The sequence below is a fragment of the Bifidobacterium sp. ESL0690 genome, from assembly GCF_029392315.1.
GTDB lineage: Bacteria > Actinomycetota > Actinomycetes > Actinomycetales > Bifidobacteriaceae > Bifidobacterium.
Window position 1 is genome coordinate 1753305 of the sequence record NZ_CP113939.1, and the last position, 14491, is coordinate 1767795.

Below are 14491 nucleotides of genomic sequence, written 5' to 3' on the forward strand. Positions count from 1 at the left end.
ACTTAAAAATTTTATAAAAGATGTAAGAAAGGATCATATTATGACCAAGCCAATCGTTGTCTCTCTGGGAGAACTGCTCTGGGACATGCTCCCCACCGGCAAACGCGCAGGCGGCGCCCCCGTCAATTTCGCCTACCACGCCGCGATGAACGGTGCGGAAGGCCACGCCATCAGCGCCGTCGGTGAAGACCCGCTGGGTGACGAGCTTGTCGAAGCCATCAAGAAGTCCGGCGTCGAATCCATCGTGCAGCGCAACGCATGGCCCACCTCAACCGTCGAGGTCGCGCTCAAAAACGGTATCCCGGAATACACCATCATCAAAGGCGTGGCTTGGGACCACATCCTCTACACCCGTGAGTTGATCAACATGGTGCAGAAAGCCGACGCGATCTGCTACGGGACGCTCGCACTGCGCAGCCAGGAATCGCACGACACCATCGTCGAGCTCCTGAAGCACGCCAAGCCCACGGCCATGAAGTTCTTCGACATCAACATCCGCGGCGACCACTACTCCAAGGAACTGATCGAGGAGCTGCTCGGCTACGCCACCGTTTTCAAGATCAACGACGCCGAACTCCTGCTGCTGCGCGACATGTTCGACATCCGCGGCACCTCCGACGAGGCGGCCTGCAACTGGTTCATGGAAAAGTACAATCTGAACTACGTCATCCTGACCGGCGGCTCGACCTTCAGCACCATCATCGCCAAGGACGGCGAATCCTCGACTCTCGATACCCCGCGTGTGGACGTGGTCGATACCGTCGGTGCCGGCGATTCCTTCTCCGGCACGTTCACCGCCAAGATTCTCACCGGCTCGTCGCTGCAGGATGCGCACCGCGCCGCCGTCAACACCGCCGCCTTCGTCTGCACGCAGAACGGCGCCTGGCCCGAGTATCCGGAAAACATCCCCGACTACCTGGCTGAAGCCGAGAAGTAAGCGTCAATAGAAGTAAGCGTCGATATCGGGATATAAACCGAAATATCGAACGGTATATAACCCGGTAGATAAAAGGCCGACACCGCAAGAGATGGTTTCTGCGGTGTCGGCCTTTCGTTTCTTTGCAACAGCTCTGTGCTCAACAATCAAACATTTAAAATGTCATATATTCTCTTCCGATAACTCCAGGTGTTCAAAAAGCACAGAACAGAACGATTTCAGCGAACCTGACGCCCGGCACACCAGACGTGCTCGACCTGCCACGTTTCCGGGTCACTGATCAGAAGGTCGGCAGCATAGCCTGGCGAGAGCAGACCGAGCGGGGCTCCGGTGACAGCGTTGGAATGATCGAAACCGAACGCGCGGGCCGGTGTGAGTGTTGCCGCCTCGACCGCGTCACTTGGCGCCATGCCCAGCACATTGACGGCGCGCTCGACGGAATGCTCGAGCAACAGCGTTGAGCCGGCGATGGCACCGTTGGAGACCAGACGAGCATGGCCTTCTTTCACCGTAACGTCAAGCGCGCCCAGCTTGTAGGCCCCATCAGGGCAATCAGTAGCCGACATCGCGTCGGTGACAAAGGCGATACGGTGCGGCGCGAATTTGATTGCCATTTTCAGCACCGGGTTCTGGACGTGGAAGCCATCGTTGATCATCTCGATGGTGACGCGCGGGTCTTCCACGGCCGCCGGAATCGGGCCCGGTTCACGGTGTTTCAAACCGTTCATCGCGTTGAAGATATGGGTCATGATGCCGGCACCGGCCTCGAAACCGCGCCTGGCGGTCTCGTAATCCGCGTCGCAATGGCCGACGGCCGGAACCACGCCGGCAGCTGCAAACCGCTTGATGGCGCTAATGCCGTGCGGAAGCTCCGGGGCGATGGTAATTTGCCGAAGCGAACCGTCGGCGGCCTCAAGAAGCTCATCGACCAGATCGTCGGTCGGGTCCTTCAAACAGTTCGGGTCGTGGGCCCCTTTGCGGGAAAGCGCCAGGAACGGCCCTTCCAAGTGCGCTCCGAGCACGTCTGGGCGCCTGCCCATAGCGGCCTTGACATTCTTGAGATTCGAGCACATCACGTCCATCGGGTTGGTGATCAGCGAGAGTACCTGTCGCGTCGTGCCGTGAACCAGATGCCCGGCGCGGGCGATATCGATGCCCTCGGGCCCGTCGTCGAATGAACGCCCCCAGGAACCGTGCGCGTGGATATCGATATAACCGGGAGTCAGGTTCTTGCCTTCTGTGTCGACCACGACCACGTCCGTTTTCAACGGCAACGACGCAATCGAGGACAATACCATCTCACCATTGCCGTCATCGGTATCGTCTGCACCATTGCGAGAGCCCTCATCCATGATGCCGAGCCCTCGGCAGGCCGAAGACAGCGACACTTTCCCGCAACCGGTCGCCACGATGACGCCGTCATGTGCGACGAGCCAGAAATCGTCCTGAATGCCACACGCGTCGACTTTTCGTGCGTTGTGCACCACCAGCCAAGGGCACACCTTACCTTCAACGGCTTTTGTGACCTGTTCTACCATCTCCTGCCTGTTTTCTACCGACATTGCAGCTTCCCGTCCTCTCGTTTTCGGTTCCGCATCCTTAAAGCAGGGTCTTGTGCTCAGATTTCCTGCCATTCAGGCTTGTGTTCGTAGGCATAGCGGTAGTAATCCTTGTGCGCGAGCTTGGAAGCGGCGGCCTCGTCGACGATGATGGTGGCGTGCGGATGCAGCTGAAGCGCGGAGGCCGGGCAGAAGGCGCTGATGCCGCCTTCGCAGGTTTCCTTGATGGCTTCGGCCTTGCCGTCACCGAATGCCAGCAGCACCAGATGGCGCGCCTTCATAATCGTCCCGATGCCTTGCGTGATGCAATGGGTCGGTACTTGGTTGATGTCGCCATCGAAGAAGCGGGCGTTGTCGATGCGGGTCTGTTCGGCGAGCGTCTTGATACGGGTGCCACTGGCCAGCGAGGAGCCCGGTTCGTTGAAACCGATATGGCCGTCAGTGCCGATGCCGAGAATCTGCACGTCCACGCCTCCAGCAGCTTCGATAGCCGCATCGTATTCACGTCCGGCGTTCTTGATGGTTTCCAGCTTGCCGTTGGGCACGCGCACCTTGGTCGGGTCGAGGCCCAGCGGCTCCACCACCGTACGGGTGATGGTGCTGCGGTAGGACTGTGGGTGAGCCGGGTCAAGTCCGGCATACTCGTCGAGTGCGAAGCCGCGGACCTGGCTGACGTCGAGCTTGCGACTCTTCACTTCGGCGGCCAGATGGCGGTAAGCCGCCAACGGGCTTGAACCCGTGGCCAAGCCCAGCACCGCATTCGGCTTGCTTTCGATCAGATCGGCCACGCACTTGGCGTAGATCTCGCCGGCCTCGTCTTCGTTCTTGGTGATGATGATTTCTGCCATGTTATTATTACTCCTTTTATATTTCCGACATTTTCAATGGTTCCATTGGGCAAGCGGCCCAAGCTTTATCAGGCCCGACCTTTGATGGTTTTGGCCATGGCGTACGCGGCTCCGATACATCCGATCGGTTCACTGGCATCAACCAAAGCGATCCGTTCGTCCAGATGCAACGAGGCAATGAACGGGCTGTTGCGAGCGCGGGCACGAAGCTCGGTGCGTATCGCTTCGACCAACGGAGCCCCGGTTTTGGCCGTTCCTCCGCCAATCATGATGATTCTCGGGTCGATGGCGAGCGCAAGGACGTCAATGGCATCGGCAATGGCACCGATAACGGCAGCCAAGACCTCGCTTGCCGTCTCATGCTCCTTTTCGCCCGCATCATGCGCCTTGGCGATGATATCCGGCATTGGCGGGTCAGCCTGCGGCCACAGACGTTTGATGGCATTGCCGCCGGCCGCGGTCTCAAGGCAACCAATCTGCCCGCATGTGCAACGCCAGCGATGCCGCTCGACCGGAATATGCCCTATTTCGCCGACCACGCCGCTGAAACCGTTGTCCAACATGCCGTCACGCAGCACCCCTGCGGCCAGTCCGGTGCCGAGGTTGAGGAACGCGAACACATCGCTTTTCGATTGGCTTTCTGCTTTCGATTTGTTTCGGCCACCGAACACAACGTAGGCGCCCAACGTCGCCGCGTTGACGTCGTTTTCAAGGTGGGCGGGCAACCCGGTGGTTTCACTGATCGCATCAGTCAACGCAAGTCGCGAGATATCGAGGTTCGCCACATTCTCCACCACGCCGGTTTTCGGGTAGACACGGCCGGGAATGCATAAACCAATGCCTGCTACCCGCGGTTTTCCGCCTTGGCCCGATTCAAGGTGTCCGCTTTCATGCTCAGTCCGGGCTCCGGCCTCCCCATCAACCAGCAAACCGACGACACGGTTCACGTCCTGCACAACCTGCCGGCTTCCCCTGCGCGCCGGTACGCGAGCCGTATCGAGCACCCAGCAAACGCCCTGAGAGTCGAAATCCAACAAGGCGCCAGCGATTTTGGTGCCGCCGATGTCTATGCCGATATAACGTCCCGGCCGGCACAATGTTTTGGCATCATGGGCGGTTGACCGAGCATTTTGCTCCATCTCATCCGACTCACCGGCATCACCGGCACAGTCTGTGCTATGTTCTTTCATTTCGTCTCAACTCCTTTCATCTCCGTAATCGTTCTTCCTCTTCGCGCAACTGTTGGACACAAGCTTGTATCGCTGGTCGCAGATAGCATCCCTTGGTATTGCTCACCATATTGCTGTCAAATCCATAACTTTGTATGAATACTCCTGAAATCATTGATGTACGATGCAGTCGAAACCTGCCGTGCGTGAATAACACGAACGACACGAATGACGAGACCATCCCTAGGAACGCTTTGCGGCACCCCGAAGCAAATCAGCCAAACGCCAGACCACACCACCGACTTTCTTGACCTCGGATTCCTTGCTGGTCTCGCGCCAAAGGGCAAGATAGCACTCGAACCAACGTTCCAGATCAGCGGCCAGAGCCTCGGGGCGCTCCATACGCGCATCATCCTCAAGCAGTCCACAATCCGCGGCGAGCCGCCAGCCACACGCATCGAAAAGGTCCTGTCCTTGAGCCATACGCAACAAAACGCGCGCAATAGGTCGATGCGCGACATCGACATCTGCCACGCTAAGCGCTTTTTGCACACCCTCGAGTGCCCGCTGTTTGCCGGGCACCTGACGTAGACGCTCCTGCAAAGTGATCAGGAAATTCTTCCGAGCACCGGCTACATCAGGCGCATCGGCCACGGCCTGACGTTTCGCATCGACGATGTCGTCGAAAATGTGCTGCACGTCCTTGTTCAACGTGCCATCACCATAGTCAAGCTCGAGGAAATCAATGGCATCGGCCCAAGTGAAACTCGCGGCAAGCCGGCTCTCGTTCCATGCGTTGAGCACCGCGGGCTGCGTGTCGCCGAAGACCAGACGCTCGACCCTCGAATTGAGCTCGTCGAACCCTGCTCCGGCACCGCTCCAGGCACATTGCGCGCCATAGTACATGCCCGGAACGCTTAACCAAGTGTCATTGACATGGCCGTAATCCCCCCAATCCGTGACCAAGTAACCGGCAGCATCGCACTCGACACCATACCGAGCCACCTTGGTGATGTTCTCCCAAGCGTCGTGCAGCGAAGGCAGCAACTGGTTCCAGTCCTGTACAGCCGGGCAGACATATTGGCGCGCCCCGGCCTTTTCCAGCGTTTGCATGGTCTCATCGGTGACTTGCGGGGCATACTGCCAGTTGAGCAGAGTGGTCTTTCTGTCAAGCCTGGAAAGCATATCGGGATGCTGCAAGGCGATGTCAGCCCACATCATCGGCTCGTGGCCTTTTGCGGAAATATAGGCACTGAGCCTGTTGACGTAATCCGAGTACATCTCGCTTTCACTTTTCCCACCCATCGAGGCACGCGAACGGCCCCGACCCAGGTCAAAGGTCTCGTCGGCGCAGATATTGAACTTCTTCGAAGTGAACAACGGCAGGTAATGGTCAATCAACGAGCAGGAAAGTTCGAACGCCTTGTCAAGCGCGACGTTCAGCGTGTGGTGCTCCTGACGCTCGATAAAGCTGAAGGGCCGGTCGGCATCTTCAGGGAACTCGCCCAGCTCGCGGAAGCTCTGGGTGCGCAGCACGACGTAGAGATGCCCGAACGTGGAGATGGAAGGCACCAGCTCGATGCCGCGCTCGAGGCAGTAACGGTCGAATTCCATGATCTCGGAGGGAGTCAGCGGATCCAGGCCGCGCCACGCCTCGCTCAAACCAGGGAAAGCAAAGGAGTGCTCGATGTAAAGCTGAAGCTGATTGTACTTCTCTTCCTCAAGCATATCGGCCCAACGTTTGAGCCAATCCAGCGTGGGCACGCGTCCGCGGGTCGTATCCAAATAATAGCCGCGGACTTTGAATGTCGGCGAATCCTCGATGTGAAGCACCGGCAGCACTCCACCGCACTGACGAATCAGCTGGCGCACGGTCTGCACCCCGTAACGCAGCCCGGCGAAATCACCGCCGCAGATCGCAATCGAACCGTCGTTGATGTCGATAAGAGAGGTCTGCTCACCCAACGAGGGCCGGATATCGAGCGTCACTTCGCCGTCCCAACCCCCTCGGGCCGCCCGCCATGAACCGTCGGTCGCCCTTTCAAGTTCATTAGACAGTTCAAGCGCAAGGAATCCCGGCTGCTCGACCACGTCATCGCTTTCCACCACCGTACCGTCGAAGAACGAAACGGTCTCGCCCGGTGCTACCGATACTTTCCTAGGCCACGGCACCAGCGCCACCGGTTTGCCGCACACCGACAGTTCGGACGATGAGACAGTTTGAAATTGCATAAAGCCTTTGCTCCCCTTGCTTCTTCACAGCACAAAGCCATGTCGCACAATGCATCAATGAATTGTTTACCTTGTTTACTTATTTGTTTCAAAATTAACTATTCGAAAGATCACAGCAATGCTATCATTTTCGAAATTTCGCCGAATTTCAGCAAAATAACGATTAAAATCGAAACAACTCCAATATAACACTGTTTATGTATACTTACCAAACAAATAAACACAAATATACGGATTTCGACTTTCTGTTTGTCGGCACGTTCCCACATGATATGAACAAAGCGACAAGGCAGTGAAGGCCACCTCCCTCACCGCCGAAACCGCAGATGAAAGGAATACAATGACGAATCCGAAATACGAGTTGGGCACCGTTGCCAACCGTACGTTTATGGCCAACGAAACTTACGAATTGCTGAACTTCGGCAAGGGCTTCCCTGTGCCGCAAGGAGGTTCAGGCTGGCTTGACGACGAAGGACGCATCGACCCGTCGCACGGCGTTCAGACCTGGATCACCGGACGCATGACGCACGTCTACTCCATCGCCGCGATGCTGGGTTACCCCGGCGCAGAAACGCTCGTAGACGCGGGACTCAAGGGACTTACCGGCATCCTGCACGACGACGAGAATGGCGGCTGGTATCCCTCGATCCAAGCCGACGGCACGCCCGAGGCGGGCAAGACCTGCTATCCGCACGCTTTCGTCATGCTTTCCGCGTCTTCCGCGTTGCTCGCGGGACGCCCCGGAGCCAAAGAGCTTCTGGATGAGGTTTTGAAAACCTACGACCAGTACTTTTGGGACGATGAAGCCGGATTGGCTGTCGACACCTGGGATTCCACCTTCAGCACGCTCGACGACTACCGCGGCATCAACGCCAACATGCACACCACCGAGGCCTTCCTCGCCGTCGCCGACGCCACCGGCGACAACAAGTACCGCGTACGCGCCGGTCGCATCATCGACCACGTCGTCGAGTGGGCCAAGAACAATCACTGGCGCATCCCCGAGCATTTCGGACCGGATTGGTCGATCAACCTCGAATACAACGCCGACAAGAAGGACGACCAGTTCAAGCCTTACGGCGCCACTCCGGGCCATGGCATCGAATGGGCGCGTCTGATCACGCAATGGGCGCTGAGCTCCTTTGCCAACCGTGCGGGCGCACGACCTTATATCGACGCCGGCGAACACCTCTTCCGACAGGCCGTTGCCGACGGCTGGAACCGCAACGGAACGGTGGGCATGGCCTATACCGTCGATTGGAACGGCGAGCCGGTGGTGACCGACCGCATGCACTGGACGCTCGCGGAGTCACTCAATACCTCCTCGACGCTTTACAAGGTCACCGGCAAGGAAGAGTACCTCGACTGGTATGCGACCTTCGCCAGGTACGTCGACGAGCACCTGATTGACCACGAAAAGGGCAGTTGGTTCCATCAGCTCGACCAAAACAACCACGTCATCGGCACGGTATGGCCGGGCAAATCCGACGTCTATCATGCCTTCCAGTCCACGCTGGTGCCGTTCCTCGACCCGTCGGTCTCGATCGCCACGGCGGTGAAGAACGCAGAGTAGGGCGGAGTTGATTCCCAATCAATGGTCATCTAAAAACCGAACGAGGATGTTGGTCGGATTTCTATCCGTTCCACACCCTCGTTTTGCTATCAAACAGTCATCGCGTTCAAGACGTCATCTAAACTATGCCGTCTTCCTCACGACTCGGCTGGAACGGCCCCATCACTGCCATTCGTCGTGCTTTCTCGTACCACCAATTTCGGCTGAAGGATGCGCCGGCTGCCCGATACCGGCTCCCCTGCCAGACGCTTGATCAAGAGCTTGGCGACACGCTTGCCATACTCCCCCGGGTCACGATGCACGGCGGTAATCGAAGGGTAGGTCGCCGTGCAGATGAAGCTGTCCTCAAAACTGACGATTGCAGGCAGATTATCGGGAAAGGTTCGTCCGTCGGGATTCTGCAAACCGGCCGGCACCTCGTCCGAGAACGTCAGACGCTCCAAGGCGCGCAGACTCGCGGCAGCCATGGTCTCGTTTTCGTAAATAAACGCGTTCGGCGCGAATTTGCCGTTCATCATCGAACAGGTCTGGGCCGCAGCCGCCTCGCAATCAAAATTCGTATAGCTCACCGCCGAAAATTCCAAAGCATATTTGGTGGAAAGCTCATTGAACGCAGCAGCACGCATCTTGCTGTAATCAAGATCCCTGTCTCCGGAGAAATAGGCGATTCGGGTCCGATTGACATCGATCAGATGGCAGAGAATCCTGTCCATCGTCCCGGAATCGTCAATCGATAACGAAGGAACCAGAGCGCGGGGATCGGGACCACCTGCAAGCACCGCCGGAATGCCGAGCTCGTTGAGCAATTGCGGACGGGGGTCGTCGGAGCGCAAATCGACCAACACCACGCCGTCCACACGTTTGCGTTTGCTCCAATCCCGGTAGATGGACAGCTCTTCCTGCAGCGATTGCGCAGGACGGTAAAGAATGCCGTAACCTTTGCGGCTCAGCGAATCGTGCAGGCCTGCCATGAAATGCAGCATGAAGGATTCGGTCTGCAGGTTGCCCCCGGAACGCGATGGGACGAACCCCACTGTCATGGTGCGTGACGAACTCAACGCCTGGGCGGCATAGACCGGGCTCCAACCCATGCGTTCGGCCGTCTCCTTGACCTTGCGTTTGGTCTCCTCTGAGACGCCGGGCTTGTCGTTGACGGCGAAGGAAACGGCGGTTTGCGAGATACCCAGCTCATCGGCCACGTCCTTGAGACTGACCCGATGAGGCGGAACCATATCACTCAACAACGCTCATCTTCTTTCGTCACACTTACGATATTTGCGAATCCCCCGCACCGAACCCCATTGCCGGCATATAAGCCAACTGATACGTTTTAGTGACATCGACAGCAAACCAACCACTTTAAAAGAATTCAGTTCCCATTTATAGCAAGAACCCGAGGCAAGAATCGCGGCACCCGAGGCCTAAACCCGGGGTGCCGCAATTTCTTGTTCTAATCCGGCTGCTTGTCAGGAAACGCTATTGCTTCTTCGATTCCAACGACGGATCGGAGACCGCATTATATTGCAGCCCCGGGGTCATGGGAACCTCAATGCACTCCTCGATGCCGCGTGCCTTGCAGAAGTCCCGATCAACGGCCTGTGCGGAACTGACCAACGCCGGGCGTTGACCGGCCTCGCTCATCTCCATCCAGCGCTCAAACACCGAACCACCAGGAGCGCAAGCGGATTTCAAGACGGCGTTACCGTCCTGCCCCACCTTGACAACAATGGCCTGGCGTCGTGCAGCCGGCTCAGGCATATCACGGTATTGCCTTGCCAAACCCGCGAACGCCTTTCCGATGGGCTTGAGCTCGCCTTGCTCGTCGAAAAGACCGAGATCATGCTCGAAGACAGGGAAATCCTTCATACCTCGGTTCACGTCGTGCGAGCACCACCAAGTGATGCCGTAGAGATTTTCGCAATCGAGCACATGTTCCACCGTCTTGCGGCAAAACTCGGGTGTATCCGCCTCGTCGATGACATTTTGCGGCGCACCTATTTCCTGAAGCCACACCTGACGACCGGGATCGTCGGCGAACGCCTTCGACAGCTCCGCAAGATACTCCGCATGCCGCAGCGATTGGGCGGACAACGGTCCATAATGCTGGGCCGTACCGTTGAACACCCAGGAATGGATGATGGAAATGTCGCCGATATTGCAGGCCTGACGGGAAGTGAACGGATGACCGTCCTCATACCAGATGGCATCGTTCTCGCTGTGCATCAACACATGTCCGTTCGCGTGGGCTTTCTGATGCACCGGCGCCATCAGCGCCTCAAGCCAAGCCTGGACACCGTGTTCGTCGGCGGCCATTCGTCGGGGATGCGTGGCATCGGCGAACTGGTTGCACTCATTGCCGATGTTGAGCCCCTTGAAATGCGGGATGTCGGCGAGCGCATCGTAAAGAGCAGATACGAGTTTTGCCTCTGCAGCCACCGCATTATCATCGGTGAACATGCTGCCTTCATGCCAAGAGACCAGCCATGAAGGCACGAAATCGAAACTCGACAGATGCCCTTGCAGCACATCCGAATAGACGTCCAGCTCGCGTTCGCTGGCCAGCATCGCCATATGGCGTACATCGGCGAGACCATCCTCATTGATCCACGTACGGTTCGGTTGCAGGACCGGCCACAACGGGAAGAGCCTGACATGGTCGACACCGAGGCCCTTGATGGCGTCCAGATCCCTACGGATACTGTCCCAATCAGGTTTGAGCCAGGTGTAGAACCACCCCGAGGAAGGCGTGTAGTTAACTCCGAATCGCATTCGTTTCATCCTTTGAGTCCGCCCTTTTCCAGTCCTTGGAAGAAGTAACGCTGGAAGCAGGCGAAGAAGATCAGAATCGGGACGAGCGAGACAAGGGCGCCGGCCGCAATCAGACGCGGATCCGAGACGAACATGCCCTTGAGCCTGTTCATGCCCAATGTCAACGTGTAGTTCTTTTCGTCGGAAAGCACGATCAACGGCCACAGGAAATCATTCCAGGCGCCGACGAACGAGAAGATACCGACGACGAACATGGTGCCTTTGACCTGCGGGATGCAGATATCCCAGAAACGCTGCCAGAGATTGGCACCGTCGACTTCCGCCGCTTCCTCAAGTTCCATGGGAATGGCTCGGAAAGCATTGGTCATCAGCAGGATGTTCAGCGCCCCGACCGTATTGGGCAATGCGACCGCAAGAAGCGTGTCCTGCAAGCCGATGCTGCGCAGAATCAGGAACTGCGAGATGATGACGCCCTCGACGGGGATGACCATGGTGCCCATGAACATGCCGAAGACCAGGCCACGACCGCGCCATTTCAGCCTTCCCAGCGCATAGCCGGCCATGGTGGAGAAAACGACGTTGCCCGCGATGGTGATAATGGCCACGATAATGGTGTTGAACATGTAGTGGAATACCGGCACCTGTCGGAAGACCTGCTTGTAGTTCTCCAAGGTAGGCGTCTTGGGAATGACATAAGGCGGCACCGCGTAAACGTTGTCACCCGGTCCTTTCAGGGACAGGGAGAGCTCCCAGACAAAAGGTCCGACGAGCAATATGAACACCAGTATCAGGACGGCGTATTGAACGACCTTACCGACGGTTACGGTTCTGTGTTTCCTGTTCATACCTCGTCATCTCCTCTCCTCTGCACGATCTGCTGAATGATGAGCAGGGCACCGACGATGACAAGCACGATGATCGACAGTGCACTGGCATAGCCGGTATGGGCCTGGATGCCCGTGCCTTCCTGCTGGATCAACATGGACATGGTGATGTCTTTGCCGCCTGGCCCGGCCGTGCCGTTGGTCAGCACATAGATTTCGTTGAACACGCGGAACGCGGCGATGGTCGAAAGCATCAGGATCAGCATGATGGTCGAACGCACGCCGGGCATGGTCACGTACAGGAACTGGCGAACGGGACCGGCTCCGTCAAGCGAGGCAGCCTCGTAGAGCGAATCATCGATATTGGCCAAGGCCGTCAGATAGATGACCATGTAGTAGCCCAAGCCCAGCCAGATCGTCACAAACATCGCGCTGAAGAGAATCAGCCAGCGGTCGCTTAAGAACGGGATCGGCTTGGTGATGATATGCATGGCCTCAAGGCAGGAGTTGACCAGGCCTTTGGTGTCCAGAAGATTCGTCCAGATCATGCCGACGACCACGGCGCTCATCACCACCGGCGTATAGAACGAGGTGCGGAAGAAGCCCATGATCTTGGAATTGCCCTTGACCATATTGGCCAGGATGAGGGGTAGCACCACCATGAACGGCACCACGCAGATCACGTACAGCGAGGAATTGAGCAACGCGGTCCAGAAGTATTCGTCGTGGAAGATTTCGATGAAGTTCTGCAGCCCGATGAACTTGCCCGGTACCAGCAATGTCGAATCGGTGAACGCCAAGCGGAACGTGTTGAGCGCCGCTATCACCACGAAGACGAAGACGATGAAGCACGCCGGGAAAACGAAAAGATAGGGAGCCAAGGTCGTGCCCCAGGAGCGTTTGGGCTTCCCTGCCTTGGATTCCCCATCATGCCCGGCGGTCGGGCCGGAGGCCGAAGCCTCTGGCCCGACACTTGAATCAGCCGAGTGTTTCATCACTTATTGAGTTTCTCGTTGGCGTAATTGACGCTCTTGTCGAGCGCCTGCTTGGCGGTCAGCTGACCTTGCAGCGCCAAGGCGACCTGCTGCTGAATGTAAAGGCTGCCTGCTTCGTCGGTGAACTGCGGAGGACGGCTGGCGAAGCCCTTCTTCACCTCGTCGAGCGTGATCTTCAGAGCCTTGCCCTGCAGGGTGCTCTCGTCGATCTTCTGATAGTAGGGATCCTCGAGCCCGCCCTTGCTGGACGGGAAGGTGTTGGACTTCTTGGCGAACTCCAGCTGGTTCTTCGAGTTGGTGACATACTGGGCGAACTTCATGGCGGCATCCTTGTGCTTGGACTGCGAGCTGACGCTCAGCATCTCATAGGAGACGTAGACGGAACGACCGATATCGCTGATCTTCGGTCCGACGGTCAGGTTGTTGAACAGATCCGGGGAGTTCTTCTTGAAGTCATCGGCGGAGTATGCGCTGCCGCTCATGGAAACGAGGGAACCCTTCTGGAAGAACTCGCCCTGCTGCGACCACTGGACGCTCAGAGCCTCGCGGGGAATGCCACCGGCCTTGTAAAGGTCGACGAAGCGCTGGACCAAGGCGACGGCCTTTGGACTATTGAAGACGTACTTGGTCTCGTTGTCGTTCATGATCGGGACGCCTGCAGCCGACAGATCGGCGCTGCCGCCGCCTGTCAGGGTCGACATATACGCGCCGCAATGGCTTTTGACCATGGTATTGGCCTGTTCGAAGTAATCGTCATAAGTCACCGGCAGCTTGTTGGGATCGAGGCCGCACTGTTGCATAAGCTTCGTGTTGTAATACATAGGACCATCGTTGACATACCATGGGAATCCATAGGCAGCCTTTTCGATCTTCTTGCCCTGGAAGGTCACGGCCTTCCATGCATTGGGATAGAACTGCTTCTGCGCTGAAGGGTCTTCCTTGCTGACATTGGCCAGTGCGCCGGCCTTGGCCAGGCCATACTGCAGCGAGGGAGCGGCGTCGACGATGTCGGGAAGCTCGTTGGACGCGGCCTGCGAGGAGAGCTTCTGCTCGTAATTGTCCGAGGGCTGATCCATCCATTTGATGGTGACGTCCGGGTTCGCCTTTTCATAGGCGGCGATGAGTCCCTTGAAATACGGGGTGTACTTGTCGTTTTTCAGATTCCACGTCTGGAACGATACCTCGGTCTTGCCACCCGCACTATTACTGGAATTGCCGCAAGCCGCCACAGAAAGCAACATCGCTGCGGCGCCGGTAACGGCCACGATTTTTTTCAGAGAAAACATCTGTTTTCCTTTCTTCTTATTTCTGTCCTACTCTGGACATCAAAGCGCAGAATCGTCATATAAATGAAGATATAACTAAAACGCTTTAGTTATATTAAAGACTTTTTCATCCGTTTTGTCAAATCGTTAACGACCAATCGTGTGTCGTCAATCCAGCTATACAAAATCGTCATTAACCTTGAATTGCCATACATTTACAAGGTATTCAACCACTTCTGCCCCTAGCTTTCACCGCTCTGTCCCGACAAGAAGTGAATAGACGCATATTTTCAACACTTAAGTCGCGTCTTTATTCACTC

The 14491-nt window shown here is 57.0% G+C and carries 11 protein-coding genes; 2 read left to right on the forward strand and 9 right to left on the reverse strand.

What is annotated here, in order from left to right; genetic code table 11:
- Nucleotides 1–40: 40 nt before the first annotated feature.
- Complete coding sequence (locus OZX62_RS07005; RefSeq protein ID WP_277175501.1) at nt 41–937, forward strand: carbohydrate kinase; 897 nt, start codon at nt 41–43, stop codon at nt 935–937.
- A 218-nt stretch (nt 938–1155) separates the two neighbouring features.
- Here the strand turns inward: OZX62_RS07005 and nagA are convergent, their stop codons facing one another.
- The 4 genes from nagA to OZX62_RS07025 form a co-directional block, all read right to left on the reverse strand.
- A complete protein-coding gene (gene nagA, locus OZX62_RS07010; RefSeq protein WP_277175502.1) occupies nt 1156–2499 on the reverse strand; it encodes an N-acetylglucosamine-6-phosphate deacetylase in 1344 nt (447 codons plus the stop codon).
- 56 nt (nt 2500–2555) lie between these two features.
- Nucleotides 2556–3344, reverse strand: coding sequence for a glucosamine-6-phosphate deaminase (gene nagB, locus OZX62_RS07015; RefSeq protein WP_277175503.1), 789 nt, complete (start codon nt 3342–3344; stop codon nt 2556–2558).
- A gap of 68 nt (nt 3345–3412) precedes the next feature.
- Nucleotides 3413–4534 carry an ROK family protein gene (locus tag OZX62_RS07020; protein WP_277175504.1) on the reverse strand — a complete coding sequence of 374 codons (1122 nt, stop codon included), beginning with the start codon at nt 4532–4534 and terminating at the stop codon, nt 3413–3415.
- A gap of 222 nt (nt 4535–4756) precedes the next feature.
- Nucleotides 4757–6745 carry a family 20 glycosylhydrolase gene (locus OZX62_RS07025; RefSeq protein WP_277175505.1) on the reverse strand — a complete coding sequence of 663 codons (1989 nt, stop codon included), beginning with the start codon at nt 6743–6745 and terminating at the stop codon, nt 4757–4759.
- 340 nt (nt 6746–7085) lie between these two features.
- Here OZX62_RS07025 and OZX62_RS07030 point away from each other — a divergent pair, with 340 nt between their 5' ends.
- Nucleotides 7086–8318: an AGE family epimerase/isomerase gene (locus OZX62_RS07030; RefSeq protein WP_277175506.1), complete on the forward strand. Its 1233-nt coding sequence runs from the start codon at nt 7086–7088 to the stop codon at nt 8316–8318.
- A 137-nt stretch (nt 8319–8455) separates the two neighbouring features.
- Here OZX62_RS07030 and OZX62_RS07035 read toward each other — a convergent pair whose 3' ends face one another.
- From OZX62_RS07035 to OZX62_RS07055, 5 genes are all read right to left on the reverse strand, one after another.
- Entirely contained in the window at nt 8456–9550 is a 1095-nt protein-coding gene (locus OZX62_RS07035) for a LacI family DNA-binding transcriptional regulator (protein ID WP_277177064.1), read from the reverse strand.
- A gap of 244 nt (nt 9551–9794) precedes the next feature.
- Entirely contained in the window at nt 9795–11087 is a 1293-nt protein-coding gene (locus tag OZX62_RS07040; RefSeq protein ID WP_277175507.1) for a glycosyl hydrolase, read from the reverse strand.
- A 5-nt stretch (nt 11088–11092) separates the two neighbouring features.
- Nucleotides 11093–11932, reverse strand: coding sequence for a carbohydrate ABC transporter permease (locus OZX62_RS07045; RefSeq protein WP_277175508.1), 840 nt, complete (start codon nt 11930–11932; stop codon nt 11093–11095).
- Nucleotides 11929–12906, reverse strand: a complete 978-nt coding sequence (locus OZX62_RS07050) for a sugar ABC transporter permease (RefSeq protein WP_277175509.1) — start codon at nt 12904–12906, stop codon at nt 11929–11931. Before OZX62_RS07050 ends, OZX62_RS07045 begins: the two co-directional genes overlap by 4 nt.
- Complete coding sequence (locus OZX62_RS07055; RefSeq protein WP_277175510.1) at nt 12906–14192, reverse strand: sugar ABC transporter substrate-binding protein; 1287 nt, start codon at nt 14190–14192, stop codon at nt 12906–12908. The genes OZX62_RS07050 and OZX62_RS07055 overlap by 1 nt, the downstream gene beginning before the upstream one ends.
- Nucleotides 14193–14491 lie beyond the last annotated feature (299 nt).